Origin of the sequence: Pimelobacter simplex, assembly GCF_024662235.1 — a bacterium.
GTDB lineage: Bacteria > Actinomycetota > Actinomycetes > Propionibacteriales > Nocardioidaceae > Nocardioides.
The window spans coordinates 3,156,467-3,171,344 of sequence record NZ_CP096276.1 but is presented as its reverse complement, the minus strand read 5'-3'; the positions used below and the strand labels follow the sequence as shown (position 1 = coordinate 3,171,344).

General features: G+C 73.6%; 15 protein-coding genes. 13 read left to right on the top strand and 2 right to left on the bottom strand.

What is annotated here, in order from left to right; genetic code table 11:
* The first annotated feature begins 2 nt into the window (after positions 1-2).
* The 7 genes from M0M48_RS15590 to mutM all read left to right on the top strand — a co-directional run bounded on the left by M0M48_RS15590 (position 3) and on the right by mutM (position 5,918).
* Positions 3-2,258 (top strand): ATP-dependent DNA helicase RecG, encoded by a 2,256-nt coding sequence (locus M0M48_RS15590; RefSeq protein WP_257751836.1) that lies wholly within the window; start codon positions 3-5, stop codon positions 2,256-2,258.
* Positions 2,255-2,842 carry a 16S rRNA (guanine(966)-N(2))-methyltransferase RsmD gene (rsmD, locus tag M0M48_RS15585; RefSeq protein ID WP_257751835.1) on the top strand — a complete coding sequence of 196 codons (588 nt, stop codon included), beginning with the start codon at positions 2,255-2,257 and terminating at the stop codon, positions 2,840-2,842. The genes M0M48_RS15590 and rsmD overlap by 4 nt, the downstream gene beginning before the upstream one ends.
* Positions 2,843-2,930: 88 nt before the next feature.
* Positions 2,931-3,413, top strand: a complete 483-nt coding sequence (coaD, locus tag M0M48_RS15580) for a pantetheine-phosphate adenylyltransferase (RefSeq protein WP_215817237.1) — start codon at positions 2,931-2,933, stop codon at positions 3,411-3,413.
* Between the two features lie 92 nt (positions 3,414-3,505).
* Positions 3,506-4,060, top strand: coding sequence for a YceD family protein (locus M0M48_RS15575; RefSeq protein ID WP_257754492.1), 555 nt, complete (start codon positions 3,506-3,508; stop codon positions 4,058-4,060).
* 43 nt (positions 4,061-4,103) lie between these two features.
* A complete protein-coding gene (rpmF, locus tag M0M48_RS15570; protein ID WP_038680298.1) occupies positions 4,104-4,289 on the top strand; it encodes a 50S ribosomal protein L32 in 186 nt (61 codons plus the stop codon).
* Entirely contained in the window at positions 4,235-5,047 is an 813-nt protein-coding gene (rnc, locus tag M0M48_RS15565) for a ribonuclease III (RefSeq protein WP_445323387.1), read from the top strand. Before rpmF ends, rnc begins: the two co-directional genes overlap by 55 nt.
* Positions 5,048-5,057: 10 nt before the next feature.
* The gene (gene mutM / locus M0M48_RS15560) at positions 5,058-5,918 is read left to right on the top strand and encodes a bifunctional DNA-formamidopyrimidine glycosylase/DNA-(apurinic or apyrimidinic site) lyase (RefSeq protein ID WP_215817236.1); all 861 of its coding nucleotides are present in this window, start codon (positions 5,058-5,060) and stop codon (positions 5,916-5,918) included.
* On the opposite strand, the gene M0M48_RS15555 is transcribed toward mutM, so the two are convergent.
* Together M0M48_RS15555 and M0M48_RS15550 are read right to left on the bottom strand one after the other, a co-directional pair.
* The gene (locus tag M0M48_RS15555; RefSeq protein ID WP_257751834.1) at positions 5,915-7,042 is read right to left on the bottom strand and encodes a hypothetical protein; all 1,128 of its coding nucleotides are present in this window, start codon (positions 7,040-7,042) and stop codon (positions 5,915-5,917) included. The two genes, mutM and M0M48_RS15555, sit on opposite strands and share 4 nt — an antisense overlap.
* Complete coding sequence (locus M0M48_RS15550; protein WP_257751833.1) at positions 7,039-7,659, bottom strand: RNA polymerase sigma factor; 621 nt, start codon at positions 7,657-7,659, stop codon at positions 7,039-7,041. The genes M0M48_RS15555 and M0M48_RS15550 overlap by 4 nt, the downstream gene beginning before the upstream one ends.
* 252 nt (positions 7,660-7,911) lie before the next feature.
* Between M0M48_RS15550 and M0M48_RS15545 the strand changes: the two genes are divergently transcribed.
* The 6 genes from M0M48_RS15545 to M0M48_RS15520 all read left to right on the top strand — a co-directional run bounded on the left by M0M48_RS15545 (position 7,912) and on the right by M0M48_RS15520 (position 14,871).
* Positions 7,912-8,715: a calcium-binding protein gene (locus tag M0M48_RS15545; protein WP_257751832.1), complete on the top strand. Its 804-nt coding sequence runs from the start codon at positions 7,912-7,914 to the stop codon at positions 8,713-8,715.
* A gap of 121 nt (positions 8,716-8,836) precedes the next feature.
* Complete coding sequence (locus tag M0M48_RS15540; RefSeq protein ID WP_038680294.1) at positions 8,837-9,034, top strand: hypothetical protein; 198 nt, start codon at positions 8,837-8,839, stop codon at positions 9,032-9,034.
* A gap of 161 nt (positions 9,035-9,195) precedes the next feature.
* Positions 9,196-10,452 carry an MFS transporter gene (locus tag M0M48_RS15535; protein ID WP_257751831.1) on the top strand — a complete coding sequence of 419 codons (1,257 nt, stop codon included), beginning with the start codon at positions 9,196-9,198 and terminating at the stop codon, positions 10,450-10,452.
* A 63-nt stretch (positions 10,453-10,515) separates the two neighbouring features.
* Positions 10,516-14,124 (top strand): chromosome segregation protein SMC, encoded by a 3,609-nt coding sequence (gene smc, locus M0M48_RS15530; protein ID WP_257751830.1) that lies wholly within the window; start codon positions 10,516-10,518, stop codon positions 14,122-14,124.
* A complete protein-coding gene (locus M0M48_RS15525; RefSeq protein WP_257751829.1) occupies positions 14,121-14,579 on the top strand; it encodes an acyl-CoA thioesterase in 459 nt (152 codons plus the stop codon). The genes smc and M0M48_RS15525 overlap by 4 nt, the downstream gene beginning before the upstream one ends.
* 103 nt (positions 14,580-14,682) lie before the next feature.
* Positions 14,683-14,871, top strand: coding sequence for a hypothetical protein (locus M0M48_RS15520; protein WP_215817228.1), 189 nt, complete (start codon positions 14,683-14,685; stop codon positions 14,869-14,871).
* Positions 14,872-14,878 lie beyond the last annotated feature (7 nt).

The following is a 14,878-nucleotide window of genomic DNA, read 5'->3' as shown; positions in this document are numbered from 1 at the left end:
AGGTGGCTATCGACTTCGCATCGTCCGTGACCGCGGTCCTGGGGGCGACCACGCCTGCCAAGCGCAAGCGGTTCGCCGAGGGGCTCGGCATCGAGACCGTCGGCGACCTGATGCGCCACTTCCCGCGGCGCTACCTCGAGACCGGCTCGTTGACCCGGATCGACAACCTGCGTGTGGGCCAGCTGCTGTGCGTGGTCGGCGAGATCGACCAGTGCGAGATCAAGACCTACAACGACCGCCGCACCGGCCGTCCGGCGTACCGGGTCGAGGCGGTGCTGCGCACCGGTGGCCCGCGGCTCAAGATGACGTTCTTCGCCAAGAACCAGGGCACCGCCGGCTGGCACGCGCGCCGCGTCGCCCAGGGCAACCGCGGGGTCTTCCTCGGCAAGGCCGACCGGTTCCGCGACCAGTGGCAGCTGGTCAACCCGGCGATGACGATCTTCGGCATGGGCGACGAGGCCGAGGGCGAGGGGAGCGGTGTCGAGGACGTCCTCGACTTCGGCCCGCTGTTCCCGATCTACCCGCTCACCAAGGGCGTCGAGACCTGGGACATCACCCGCGCGGTGACCTTCGCCCGCAAGGTCATCGAGCCGGTCGCCGAGCTGCTGCCCGACCCCGTCCGCGACGAGTACGACGTCCTCGGCATCCAGGACGCCTACGACTGGGTCCACCAGCCCGAGGACCGCGACCAGGTCGAGCGCGCCCACCACCGGTTCCGGTTCGAGGAGGCGCTGGTCACCCAGCTCGTCCTCGGCCGCCGCCGTCGGGCCCGCCAGGCCGAGGGCGCGACCGCCCGGACCGGCGGCGACGGCGCCCTGCTGCGCGCGTTCGACGAGCGGCTGCCGTTCCAGCTCACCGCCGGCCAGGTCGAGGTCGGCGCCCAGGTCGAGGCCGACCTGGCCCAGCCGCACCCGATGAACCGCCTGCTCCAGGGTGAGGTCGGCTCCGGAAAGACCCTCGTCGCGCTGCGGGCGATGCTCCGTGTCGTCGACTCCGGCGGCCAGGCCGCGCTGCTCGCGCCGACCGAGGTGCTCGCCCAGCAGCACTACCGCTCGATCGTCGCGATGCTCGGCGACCTCGCCGACGGCGGCACGATCTTCGGCTCCGGCGAGGGCACCCGCGTCGAGCTGCTCACCGGCTCGATGAACAAGACCCAGCGCACCGGCCCGCTCTCGCGGATCGCCTCCGGCGAGGCCGGGATCGTCATCGGCACCCACGCCCTGCTCCAGGACCAGGTCATGTTCGCCGACCTCGGCTTCGTGGTCGTCGACGAGCAGCACCGCTTCGGCGTCGAGCAGCGCGCCGCGCTCACCGACAAGGCCGCCGCCCCGCCGCACCTGCTGGTGATGACGGCGACGCCCATCCCGCGGACCGTCGCGATGACGGTCTTCGGCGACCTGGAGACCTCGACCCTGAGCGAGCTGCCGGCCGGACGCGCGCCGATCCAGTCCAACGTCGTCCCGCTGGCCGAGCAGCCGACCTGGTTCGGCCGGGTGTGGGAGCGGGTGCGCGAGGAGGTCGGCAAGGGCCACCAGGTCTACGTCGTGTGCCCCCGCATCTCCGGCGACGAGGCCGAGGCCGGCCAGGTCGACGCGGTCGACCTGCCCGACCCGGACGACGGCGAGGTCGAGGTCGCCCCCAAGCCGCCCGCCGCCGCGGTCGAGGAGGTCGTCTCCCGGCTCGCCGAGGGCCCCCTGGCCGGACTGCGGATCGCCCGCCTCCACGGCCGGCTCCCCGCCGACGAGAAGGACGCCGTGATGCGATCCTTCGCCGCCGGCGACATCGACGTGCTCGTCTCGACGACCGTGATCGAGGTCGGCGTCGACGTCGCCAACGCGACCGGCATGGTGATCCTCGACGCCGACCGGTTCGGCGTCTCCCAGCTCCACCAGCTCCGCGGCCGGGTCGGCCGGGGCGGGCTGCCCGGGCTGTGCCTCCTGGTCACCCACACCGACGCCGGATCGCCCGCCCGGGAGCGGCTCGAGGCGGTCGCATCGACCACCGACGGCTTCGTGCTCAGCCGGATCGACCTGGAGATGCGCCGCGAGGGCGACGTCCTCGGCGCCGCCCAGGCCGGCGGCCGGACCAGCCTGGAGAACCTCCGCGTGCTGCGCGACGAGGACACCATCGTCGCCGCCCGCCAGGCCGCCGAGGGGCTCCTCGACGCCGACACCGACCTGGGCCAGGCGCCGGGCCTCGGCGCGGCCGTGCGCGACCTGGAGCGCTCCGTCCAGGCCGACTTCGTGGACAAGTCGTGACCCGGATCATCGCCGGAGCGGCCGGCGGCCGCCGGCTCCAGACCCCCAAGGGCGACCAGACCCGGCCCACCAGCGACCGGGTCCGTGAGGCGCTGTTCTCGGCCGTCGAGGCGTGGGCGGGGTCGCTCCAGGGCCTGCGCGTCCTCGACCTGTACGCCGGCTCCGGCGCGCTCGGGCTCGAGGCCTGGTCGCGCGGCGCCGCCGCCGTCACGCTCGTCGAGTCCGACCGCCGTACCGCGGACCTGGTGCGGGCCAACGCCCGCTCGATCGGCTGCGACGCCGCCCAGGTCCTGGCCCGCCCGGTCGCCGCGGTGCTCGCCGACCCGCCGGCGGGGGAGCCCTACGACCTCGTGGTCGCCGACCCGCCGTACCCGCTGACGGACGAGGCGGTCGCCGCCGACCTCGCCGCCCTGGCCGCCCACGGCTGGCTCGCGCCCGACGCGCTCGTCATCGTCGAGCGCTCCCGGCGCAGCCCGGCGCCGCTGTGGCCCAGCGCCCTGGTGCCGCTCGAGGGCAAGCGCGGCCAGCGCAAGTACGGCGAGACGACCCTCTGGTTTGCCGGGGTGAGCGCGTCTCCGGCGTAGGTGGGTCAGCAGGCTGCCGGTGCCCCGCCTCCCGCCGCGCTGCCACCCGCTGGCTCGCCGAGCACCCGTCAGCCACTAGCCTCGCCCCATGACCCGCGCGGTGTGCCCCGGCTCCTTCGACCCGGTCACCTACGGCCACCTGGACATCTTCCGGAGGGCCTCGGCCCTCTTCGACGAGCTGGTCGTCGCGACCGGCACCAACATGTCCAAGTCGCGCCTGTTCGAGCCCGACGAGCGCCTGGAGATGCTCCGCGAGGCGTGCGCCGACCTGCCGAACGTGACCGTGATGGGCTTCACCGGCCTGATCGTCGACTTCTGCAAGGACATCGACGCCCACGCGATCGTCAAGGGCCTGCGCGGCGGCAACGACTACGAGTACGAGCTGCCGATGGCCCAGATGAACGCCCACCTGACCGGGGTCGAGACGGTCTTCGTCCCGACCACCGCCAGCCTCGGCTACGTCTCCTCCAGCCTGGTCAAGGAGGTCGCCTCGCTCGGCGGCGACATCTCGGCGTTCGTGCCTCCGGCGGTGCTCGCCCGGCTCACCGAGAAGCTCGCTGAACGGCAGTGAACGACGGGGCGGACGACCCCTGAATTGGCCCTGTCCCACCCGCCCCTCTAACATTGAACCGATCTGTTGTGCCCGGACCTGGAAGTGAACCCCTGAAGCATCTGGACCCGAGAGCGCCGCTCGTGCTCGACACCCGCGAGCTCGGACGCCGCCCGGGGTCCCAGCGACAGGTGTCACGGTCAGTGCCGGCACCAGCAGATCTGGGCATCGAAGTCCTCTCCGTCCCCGAGGGCGCGCCGGTCGAGCTCGACCTGCGCCTGGAGGCGGTCATGGAAGGCGTGCTCGTCACCGGGTCGGCGAAGGCCGGCCTGGAGGGTGAGTGCGTGCGGTGCCTGGAGCCGATCCGCGACGAGATCGCGGTGACGTTCCAGGAGCTGTTCGTCTACGACGACATCCGTGACGCCGAGGGAGCCGAGGAGGACGACGAGGTCAGCATGCTCCAGGACGACCTGCTCGACCTGGAGACCGTGCTGCGGGACGCGGTGGTGCTCGCACTGCCGTTCCAGCCGCTGTGCCAGGACGACTGTCCCGGGTTGTGCCCCGAGTGCGGGGCCCGGCTCGCGGACGAGCCGGACCACACGCACGAGGCTGCGATCGACCCGCGTTGGGCGGCGCTGACCAAGCTCGAGCAAGACCCCACGGACTGAAGAGGCGCTCGACCCCGAGCGCACCCGAACCAAGGAGAAGACAGTGGCTGTTCCGAAGCGGAAGATGTCGCGCAGCAACACGCGGCACCGTCGCTCGCAGTGGAAGGCTGTCGCCCCGTCGCTGGTGACCTGCGCCAACCCGGCCTGCGGCGCCAAGCACCTCCCGCACCGCGCTTGCGGCACCTGCGGTCAGTACGGCGCGCGCGCCGAGCGTCGCCAGGTTCTCTGAGCGACCGACCGGACGACGTCAGGTACACCAGCATCACCGCGTACGACGAGCTGCGTCGAGCGCTCGGGGATCCCTCGCTGACCCCCGAGCTGCTCGACCTCGCGCTGACGCACCGCTCCTACGCCTACGAGAACGGTGGTCTTCCGACCAACGAGAGGCTGGAGTTCCTCGGTGACTCGGTGCTCGGCGTCGTGGTCACCGAGACGCTGTACCTGACCCACCCGGACCTGTCCGAGGGTCGCCTCGCCAAGCTGCGCGCCGCGGTCGTCAACGCCCGCGCGCTGGCCGGCGTGGCCCGCGAGATCGGGCTCGGCGCCCACATCAAGCTGGGCCGCGGCGAAGAGGCGACCGGCGGGCGCGACAAGGCGTCGATCCTCTCCGACACGGTCGAGGCCGTGATCGGGGCGATCCACCTCACCGGCGGCATCGAGGTCTCCTCGGTCGTCGTGCACCGGCTGTTCGACCCGCTCATCGAGGCGGCCTCGGCGCTCGGCGCCGGCCTGGACTGGAAGACCTCGCTCCAGGAGCTCGCCGCCGACCAGACGCTCGGCGTGCCCGAGTACGTCATCGAGGACGACGGCCCGGACCACATGAAGACGTTCACCGCCCAGGTGCGCGTGGGCGACAAGCTCTACGGCAACGGCGTCGGCCGCTCCAAGAAGGAAGCCGAGCAGGGCGCCGCCCAGACCGCCTTCGGCGAGATCGCGGCCGCGCTCGGCCTCGACACCAACGGCCGCCCGGTCGGCTCCGGCAGCTGAGCAGGGCGTCGTGCCCGAGCTCCCCGAGGTCGAGGTCGTCCGAGCCGGCCTCGAACGTCACGTCACCGGCGCCACCATCGCCGCGGTCGACGTCCTCCACGAACGTCCCGTGCGCCGCCACCCCGGTGGTCCGCTCGGCTTCGCCGCGGCCCTGACCGGACGCCGTATCGACGGCGCGCGGCGCCGCGGCAAGTACCTCTGGCTGCCGCTCGACAACGGCGACGCGATCCTCGGCCACCTCGGGATGAGCGGCCAGATGCTCGTCCAGGAGCCGGCCGCCCCCGTCGAGCGCCACCTGCGCGTGCGGTTCGTCCTCGACGGCGCCGCCGAGGGGCGCGAGCTGCGCTTCGTGGACCAGCGGATGTTCGGCGGGCTGTCGGTCTCGGTCGACGGCGCCGAGCTGCCCCACGAGATCGCCCACATCGCGCGCGACCCGCTCGACCCGGAGTTCGACGACGACGCCTTCGTCGCCCGGCTCCGCAAGCGCACCTCCGGGGTCAAGCGGCTGCTGCTCGACCAGGGTCTGATCTCCGGCGTCGGCAACATCTACGCCGACGAGGCGCTCTGGCGCACGAGCCTGCACGGCGAGCGGCCCGGCGACCGGCTCACCCGCGCCCAGGCGCTCGCGCTGCTCGGCAACGCCCGCGACGTGATGAACGAGGCGCTCGCCCAGGGCGGGACGTCGTTCGACGCGCTCTACGTCAACGTCAACGGTGAGTCGGGCTACTTCGACCGCTCGCTGCACGCCTACGGGCGCGAGGACGAGCCGTGCGACCGGTGCGGTACGACGATCCGCCGGATCGCGTTCATGAACCGCTCGTCGTACTTCTGCCCGTCGTGCCAGCCGGCCCCGCGCCGGCGCCGGGGCTAGCCCCCGGGCGTCTGCTCCGCGCCCGGGGTGGGCTCGGGGGACGGCTCCGGCTCCTGCGGGCCGCTGCCCAGCCGGAGCACGACCCAGCGCTCGGCGCCCAGGTGGGCCGCCGTCCGCGCCAGCCGGACCCGCACCTTGACCTGCCCGCGGAACCGCGCCAGGTCGTAGGTCGCGACGCCCTGCTCGTCGAGGCGCACCGTGCCGACCCGCAGGATCCGCCCACCCGGGCCGCGCCGGGCCAGCCAGACCTGGTCGCCGGCCTGCCCGCCGGTGACGTGGACCGTGAGCAGGCTGCCCGCGGTGCTCGTCGTGAGCGCCGGCCGGACCGCGACCCGCCGCTGCTCGCTCTGGAGCACCATCGCCTCGCCCAGTCCGTCGACGACGGTCGTCTCGAGGCGCAGGTCGGTGCTCGCGGTGACCGGCTCGGTCGCGATCGAGACCCACCCGTCGGCGTCGGTGACCCCGCCGCCCACCTGGCTCCACTTGCTGCCCGCCGGCCGCTGCCAGAGCACGACCTCCTGGGAGGTGATCGGCATCAGCGCCGCGTCGCGCACCCGCGCGGTGATCGTGGTGCTGGCGCCGGCGTCGACGGTCCGCGCGGTCAGCGAGACCCGGACCACGGCCGGCCCGGTCGGCGCCTCGTGCCGCCGGATGTCGGCGTGGCCGCGTTGCCGCGGGCGGCCCTCCCGGCCCGCGCCGGTGCCCGGGCGGGGGTCGGTGGGGGAGTGCGTCCGCGGGGAGTCGGTGGAGCGGCCGTCCCGCTGGTCGCCGTCGGGGCCCGCCGACGGGGGCTGCTGCGGGTCCGGCGTACGGGCCGGAGGGACGCCGAGACCGCCGAGCGCGTCGTGCGCGAACGCCTGGACCCGGTCGGGCAGCGCCTGGTTGTAGGCCGCCGCGGCGACCCCTCCGGTCAGCGCCAGCGCGGCGACCAGCGCGGTGCCGCCCGCGCCGATCCGGCCGACGACCCGGCCGGGGCCGCGGCGGCGTCGTCCGGGGTGGTGGTCGCGGAACGCGGCGAGCACCTGCTCCTCGCCGGCCAGCTCGGCCGCCGTACCGGGGGCGCGGAGGGCTCGCACGAGCGGGCTGTCCGCCAGCTCGCCGAGGTCGTGGTCGTCGTAGGTCATCGTGTTCCGTCCGCCGTCGGGGCGCCGTGGGCGCCGGCGAGCTTCTTGAGGGCCCGGTGGACCGCGACCGCCACCGTGCCGGGCTTCTTGCCGACGATCGTGGCCACCTCGGCGACCGACAACCCGGCCACCACCCGCAGCATCACCATCTCGGCCTGGACCGTCGGCAGCGTCGCCACCAGCCGTACCGCCGCCTCGGTGTCGGCCCGCTCCAGCGCCGCGCTCTCCGCGCTCGGCGCCGTACTGATGTCGATCACCTCGGCCGTCGGCACACTCGGCCGCGCCGCCTGCGCCCGCGCCGCATCGATCGCCCGGTGCCGCGCGAGCGTGAACACCCACGCCCGGAACTCCGCCGCCCCACCCGAGAACCGCCCGAGGTCGCGCACGACGTGCAGCCACGTCTCGGCCGCGATGTCCTCGGCGTACTCCCGGTCGCGGACCTTCAGGTAGCGCAGCAACGGCGGCTGCAGCAGCCGCCACACCTCCCCGAACGCCGCCTCGTCCCCCTCCAGGGCGCGCGCCAGCGACCCACCGAGCGGGTCGGCGGGACCGTGACGCTCCGACGCGGTCAGGGTGCCTCCTCGCTCGGTGGTCAGGCGGGTCGACGATCCTGACACAACCAGGACAGCGGATCGCGGCGCGAAGTCATTACATCCGGCCGAGCCGGTAATGGATGCGGTGCCCCGGCCGCTGTCGGGGTCATGAACGCGGACACTGACAACTCAGGCACCCACACCATCCCCTGCTGCTTCCGGCGCATCGCCGCCGGCGCCGGGCTTGCGCTCGGTATCGCTACGCTCTCCGTCGGGCTGAGCGGGCCATCCGGCGCTTCAACTCCGGAGACGTGCCTCGGCCAGAACGTGACGATCATGGGGACCCAAGGGTCGGACACCCTCGTCGGCACCCCGGGCGATGACGTGGTCCTGCTGGGCGACGGCGACGACGTCTTCAACGGTCTCGACGGCGACGACCTCATCTGCGGTGGCAATGGTGACGACCTGATCGTGGGTGGAGACGGCGACGACATGATCGACGGCGGGGGCGGCGCCGACCGCGTCGACGCCGGTGACGGCAACGACTGGGTGCGAGCCTTCGAGGGTGACGATCGCGTCACGACGGGGGCTGGGCGCGACAGGGTCTACGTCAGCTCACCCGGCGCCCGGATCGACACGGGCGCCGACAACGACTACGTCAGCGCCGAGTACCTCACCACCACCTTGGTCCTGGGCGAGGGGAACGACCGGGTGAGCCTGGTCCGGACCTCGGGCAAGGTCCTTGGCGGCCCGGGCAACGACACCTTCACCGTCTCGGAACGTGCGAGGGGCGGACTGCCCGGGCTCAACACGTCCACGACCTCCACGATCCAGGGCGGTACCGGCCGCGACTACCTCCGGATGAAGACGGGACGGGCGCGGGTCGACCTCGCCGCCCAGCGGGCGCGCTGGGCAGACGGACGGATCGCCCTCGCCAGCATCGAGCGGGTCGAGGGCAGCAGCCGGGCCGACGTCATCCTGGGCGGGCCCGGTGCCGACGAGCTCGACGGCAACGGGGGAGCGGACGTGATCCAGGGCCGTGGGGGCAACGACCGGATCGTGGGCGGCCTGGGCTACGACATCGCCGACGGCGGCCCTGGTCGCGACCGCTGCTCGGCCGAGCAGAAGCGGTCCTGCTGAGCCCCCGGGGGACGGTCGAGCGGGGCCGTCCCCCGGAGGTTTGACCCTGGCGAGCCGAAGTGGGACTCTTGTAGACGGCCCCCCTCGGGCTGACACCCTGTCGAACCGGAAGGCTCACTTCATGGCCAAGGCGCTGATCGGTCACCTGAACAGCGACCTCCGCGACCCCCGTCTCGCCGTCGAGAATGCTCGTCTGCGCAACCGGGTCGCCGAGCTGGAGTCCCTCGTCCTTCGCCTCTCGGAGGAGAACGACAAGCTGATGTCGGCCCGCGCGGCCGAGATCCTGACCGGCGACGCGCAGGAGATGCAGCCGGCCTGACCCCGGACTCCGACGACGAGCTCCCGTCGTCGCCCAGGTGCACCACACCACGGACCACCCTCGCCGTACGGCGCCGGGTGGTCCGACTGGTTTTCCGGCCCCCGGCAATTGATTGGCGCCGGGGCCGGGTGCGGGCATAACGTCTCGACCTTGTGGGCCGGGTGATCGAAGCAGTCGCGCCGGCCCGGCTCGGACCGGGCTTCCGGCACCTCATGGCGTCGGCCTGGGTGAGCAACCTGGGCGACGGGATCGCGCTGGCCGCCGGGCCGCTGCTGGTGGCCTCCCAGACGCGCTCGCCGGCGCTCGTGTCGATGGCGATGCTGCTCGTCGGGCTGCCCTGGTTGCTGTTCGGGCTGTTCGCCGGGGCGGTCGCCGACCGGGTCGACCGGTTGCGGATGGTGGTCGTCGCGAACCTGCTGCGGTCGGTGGTCCTCGCGGTGCTCTGCGTGACGATCGTGACCGGGGTCGTGAACATCGCGCTGGTGCTGGGCGCGATGTTCCTGCTGGGGACCGCGGAGGTGTTCGCCGACACGGCGTACCGGACCTTCCTGCCGATGCTGGTCGACAAGGCGGACCTCGGCATCGCCAACGCGCGGCTGCAGGCGGGGTTCATCACGCTCAACCAGTTCGCGGGGGCGCCGCTGGGTGCGGCGCTGTTCGCGGTCGGGATGGCGGTGCCGTTCGGGGCCCAGATCCTGTGCGGGCTGCTGGGGGTCGTGCTGGCGACCCGGATCGCGCTGCCGCCGGGGCCGGTGCGCGGCGAGGTCGACACCCACGTGCTGCGCGACATCGCCGAGGGGCTGCGCTGGCTGATGGGCAATGCGCCGGTCCGCACGCTGGCGCTGGTCATCGTCACGTTCAACATCACCTGGGCGGCGGCGTGGTCGATCCTGGTGCTGTACTCGCTCGACGTCCTCCACATGGGCCCGATCGGCTACGGCCTGCTCACCAGCGCCGCGGCGGCGGGGGGCCTGGTCGGCACCTTCCTGTACGGCTGGCTGGAGCGGCACGTCCCGCTGGCCACGCTGATGCGCGCCTGCCTGAGCCTCGAGGTGGTCATGCACCTCGGCTTCGCGGTGACCCGGGTGCCCTGGGTCGCGGTGCTCATCATGTTCGGGTTCGGGGTCTACGCGTTCGCGTGGGGGACGCTCTCGCAGGCGGTACGCCAGCGCGCGGTCCCGATGGAGTTCCAGGGCCGGGTGGGCTCGGTCTACAGCGTCTCGATCTTCGGCGGCACCGTGATCGGCAGCGGGCTCGGCGGGCTGATCGCGCAGCACGGGGGAGTGCTGGCGCCGTTCTGGTTCGCGTTCGTGGGCTCGGGCGTGACGCTCGCGCTCGTGTGGCGCCAGCTGGGGCACATCGCTCACGCCGACGACGGCGTCCCCGGGGTGCAGCGATCCGTCGGCCCCGCGGGGTAGCCTGAGACCCGCCGAGCTTCCCCCGCGTCGGACCCGACCTGACCGACCCCGAAGGGAGCCTGCGTGTATCTGAAGAGCCTGACCCTCAAGGGGTTCAAGTCCTTCGCGTCCGCGACCACCCTCCAGCTCGAGCCCGGCATCACCTGCATCGTCGGCCCCAACGGCTCCGGCAAGTCCAATGTCGTCGACGCCCTCGCGTGGGTGATGGGCGAGGCGAGCGCCAAGAGCCTGCGCGGCGGCAAGATGGACGACGTCATCTTCGCCGGTACGTCGGGCCGCCCGCCGCTGGGCCGGGCCGAGGTCGTGCTGACCATCGACAACACCGACGGCGCGCTGCCGATCGAGTACTCCGAGGTCACGATCAGCCGGACCATGTTCCGCACCGGCGGCTCCGAGTACGCCATCAACGGCACCACGTGCCGGCTGCTCGACGTCCAGGAGCTCCTCAGCGACTCCGGCATCGGTCGCGAGATGCACGTCATCGTCGGCCAGGGCCAGCTCGACCAGATCCTGCACGCGACGCCGGAGGACCGGCGCGGGTTCATCGAGGAGGCCGCCGGCGTCCTCAAGCACCGCAAGCGCAAGGAGAAGGCGCTCCGCAAGCTCGACTCCACCGAGGGCAACCTCAACCGGCTCAACGACCTGCTCAGCGAGATCCGGCGCCAGCTCAAGCCGCTGGGCCGCCAGGCCGAGGTGGCCCGCCGGGCGGCGACGGTCCAGGCCGACGTCCGCGACGCCAAGGCCCGGCTGCTGGCCGACGACCTGGTGACCGCGCGGACGTCGCTGGAGCAGGAGCTCGCCGACGAGAGCGTGCTGCTCCAGCGCCGCGAGGAGGTCGAGACCGCGATCGCGACCGCGCGCGAGCAGGAGACCGCTCTCGAGGCCGCGCTGCGCGAGGACCTCCCGGCGCTGTCCGCCGCCCAGGAGACGCTGTCCTCCCTCCAGGCGCTGCGCGAGCGCTTCCGCGGCACCCAGAGCCTGGCCGCCGAGCGGGTCCGCAACGCCGCCGGCGTCGCCGAGGCCGAGGTCGAGACGGGCCGCGACCCCGACGAGCTCGACGCCGAGGCCGCCCGCCTGGCTGCCCACGAGGCCGAGATCACCGCGCTCGTCACCGACCAGCAGGCCGCGCTCGAGGCCGCCGTCGCGGCCCGGCGCGAGTCCGAGGACGCCGCGGCCGCCGAGGAGCGCCGGGTCGCCGGCCTGCTCCGAGCCGCCGCCGACCGGCGCGAGGGCCTGGCCCGGCTCCACGGCCAGGTCAACACGCTGCGCTCGCGGGCTACCGCCGCCGAGGAGGAGATCGGCCGCCTCGAGTCGGCCCGTACCGACGCGATCGCGCGTGCCGAGCGCTCCCAGCGCGACTTCACCGCCCTCGAGACCCAGGTCGCCGGCCTCGACGCCGGTGAGGAGGGTCTCGACGCCGAGCACGAGGCGGCCGTCGCCTCCTTCGACGACCTCGAGGACCGCCTCGCCAAGGTCCGCGAGGAGGCCCAGCAGGCCGACCGCGACAAGGCCGGCCTCAGCGCCCGCAAGGAGGCGCTCGAGCTCGGCCTCGCCCGCAAGGACGGCGCCGGCGCCCTCCTGGCCGCCAGCGACGAGATCTCCGGCCTGCTCGGCTCGGTGGCCGCGCTGGTCACCGTCCGCTCGGGGTACGAGGGCGCCGTGGCTGCCGCCCTGGGCGCGGCCGCCGACGCGGTCGCCGTCACCGACGCCGACACCGCCGTCGCCGCGATCCACCACCTCAAGGCCGACGACCTCGGCCGGGCCGGGCTGCTGCTCGGCGGGTCCGGCGGTGCCGACGCCGAGACGCCCGCGTCCTGGCCGGCGCTGCCCCCCGGGACGGCGTACGCCGCGACGGTGGTCGACTGCCCCGCCCCGGTCCGCCCGGCCCTCAACCGCCTGCTGCGCAAGGTCGCGGTCGTCGACGACCTCCCCGCCGCCCGCGCGCTCGTCGCCGACCTGGCCGACGTCGTCGCGGTGACCCGCGACGGCGACCTGTTCGGCGCCCACTTCGCCTCCGGTGGCTCCCACGCGACCCAGAGCCTGATCGAGATCCAGGCCGCCGTCGACGAGGCCACCGAGTCGCTCGCCGAGGCGGTCGCCGCCGCCGAGCGCCTCTCCTTCGACCTGGCTCGGATCGAGAACGAGCGGGCCGAGGCCAAGCAGCGCGTCGACGTCGCGCTCGCCCGGCTCCACGAGTCCGACGCCACCCTCGCCGCGGTCGCCGAGGAGCTCGGCCAGCACGGTTCGCTCGCCCGCGCCGCGCGCGCCGAGGCCGAGCGGATGACCGAGGCGATCGCCCAGGCCGAGACCTCCCGCGAGCAGGCCCTGGTCGGCCTCGCCGAGCTGGAGCAGCGCCTCGCGAGCGCCGAGCAGGACACCGACGAGGAGCCCGACACCACCGAGCAGGAGCGGCTGGTCGAGGCCACCCGCAACGCCCGGCAGTCCGAGATGGAGGCCCGGCTCGCGCTGCGCACCTCCGAGGAGCGCGGCCGCGCCCTGCACGGCCGGGTCGAGGCGATGCGCAAGGCCGCCGAGGCCGAGCGGGTCTCCCGGGCCCGCGCCGCCGAGCGCCGCGAGCGGCTGCTCACCGAGGGCCGGGCCGGCCAGGCGGTCGCCACCGCGGTCACCTTCGTGCTGGCGCGCCTGGAGTCGTCGATCGACGAGGCCACCGGACGCCGTACGGCGGTCGAGGACTCGCGCCGCGGCCGCGAGCACGAGCTCATGGGCGTGCGCCAGGCGCTGCGCGACCTCGGCAAGGAGCACGGCGAGCTGATCAGCTCGGTGCACCGCGACGAGATGGCCCGCGCCCAGCAGCGGATGCGGATCGAGCAGATCGAGACCAAGGCGCTCGAGGAGCTCGGCCTCGAGCCCGACGGCCTCGTCGCCGACTACGGCCCCGACCAGCCGGTCCCGGTGCTCGAGCCCGCGGTCGCCGTACAGGCCGACGCCGATGGGGACGCCGAGGGCGGCGACGCCGACGAGGCCGACGCCGTCCCGCGGACCGTGCCCTACGTCCGCGACGAGCAGGTCAAGCGCCTCAAGTCGGCCGAGAAGGCGCTCTCGATGCTCGGCAAGGTCAACCCGCTCGCGCTCGAGGAGTTCTCCGCGATGGAGGAGCGCCACCAGTTCCTCTCCGAGCAGCTCGAGGACCTGCGCCAGACCCGCAAGGACCTCCTCGACATCGTCAAGGACGTCGACGTCCGCGTCGAGGCCGTCTTCACCGAGGCCTACGCCGACGTGACCAAGGCCTTCGACCAGACCTTCGCCCGACTCTTCCCCGGCGGCGAGGGCCGCCTGGTCCTCACCGACCCGGCCAACATGCTCACCACCGGCATCGAGGTCGAGGCCCGCCCGCCCGGCAAGAAGGTCAAGCGCCTCTCGCTGCTCTCCGGCGGCGAGCGCTCGCTGGTCGCGGTCGCCTTCCTGGTCGCGCTGTTCAAGGCCCGCCCCTCGCCGTTCTACATCCTCGACGAGGTCGAGGCCGCGCTCGACGACACCAACCTGGGCCGCCTCCTGGAGATCTACGAGGAGCTGCGCGAGAACTCCCAGCTCCTCGTCATCACCCACCAGAAGCGCACCATGGAGGTCGGCGACGCCCTCTACGGCGTCACCATGCGCGGCGACGGCGTGTCCGCGGTGATCAGCCAGCGGTTGCGGGACGAGTCCGCGTGAACGCGCCCGACCGCACCCGCCCCGACCGCTCCGCCTACCGCGCCTGGCGTACGGCGACGACCCGCTGGTCCGACGACGACGTCTACGGCCACCTCAACAACGCCCGCTACTTCGACCTCATCGACACCGCCGTCAACGCCCACCTGCACGACGCCACCGGCACCGACATCCGGCGGCTGCCGGCGATCGGGGTGGTGGCCGAGGTGTCGTGCCGCTACTTCGCCGAGATGGGCTACCCGCGCCCGATCGAGATGGGCCTGGCCGTCGAGCGGCTGGGGACCTCCTCGGTCGTCTACCGGATCGGGCTGTTCCAGGGCGACCCCGCGGGCGAGGGTGCGCTGGCGTGCGCCGAGGGCCGCTTCGTCCACGTGTACGTCGACGACACCGACCCCGCGCGCCGCCCGACCCCGGTGCCGGACCTCATCCGCGAGGCGCTCGCGCCGCTCGTGGTGTGACCTCGGCCTCTCCGGCGCCGCCCGCGGGCGAGCCGGGGCCGAGCGGTGTGGACCGCCGAGGCAGGATGGGGACGGACGGAGATCCCTACTCGGAGGAGTCGAAGTGCTGTTCGTCGTACTGGCGGTCCTGGTCAGCCTCGCGGTCGCGGGCGCCGTGGTCCTCTACGTCGCCTACCCCCACCGGGGCGAGCAGGTGCCGGGCGTGCCGTGGCTGGGTGACGCGATGGCCAAGGCGGCCGATGCCGCGCCCGTCATCGAGGACGAGGAGCGCGACGTCCTGCGGCTGAGGTAGGGCGTGC

What these genes read in the sequence shown, in the direction of transcription:
- M0M48_RS15555 (WP_257751834.1), bottom strand. Translation starts at nt 7,042, where the DNA reads ATGACCTACGACGACCACGACCTCGGCGAGCTGGCGGACAGCCCGCTC.
- coaD (WP_215817237.1), top strand. Translation starts at nt 2,931, where the DNA reads ATGACCCGCGCGGTGTGCCCCGGCTCCTTCGACCCGGTCACCTACGGC.
- M0M48_RS15540 (WP_038680294.1), top strand. Translation starts at nt 8,837, where the DNA reads ATGGCCAAGGCGCTGATCGGTCACCTGAACAGCGACCTCCGCGACCCC.
- M0M48_RS15545 (WP_257751832.1), top strand. Translation starts at nt 7,912, where the DNA reads ATGGGGACCCAAGGGTCGGACACCCTCGTCGGCACCCCGGGCGATGAC.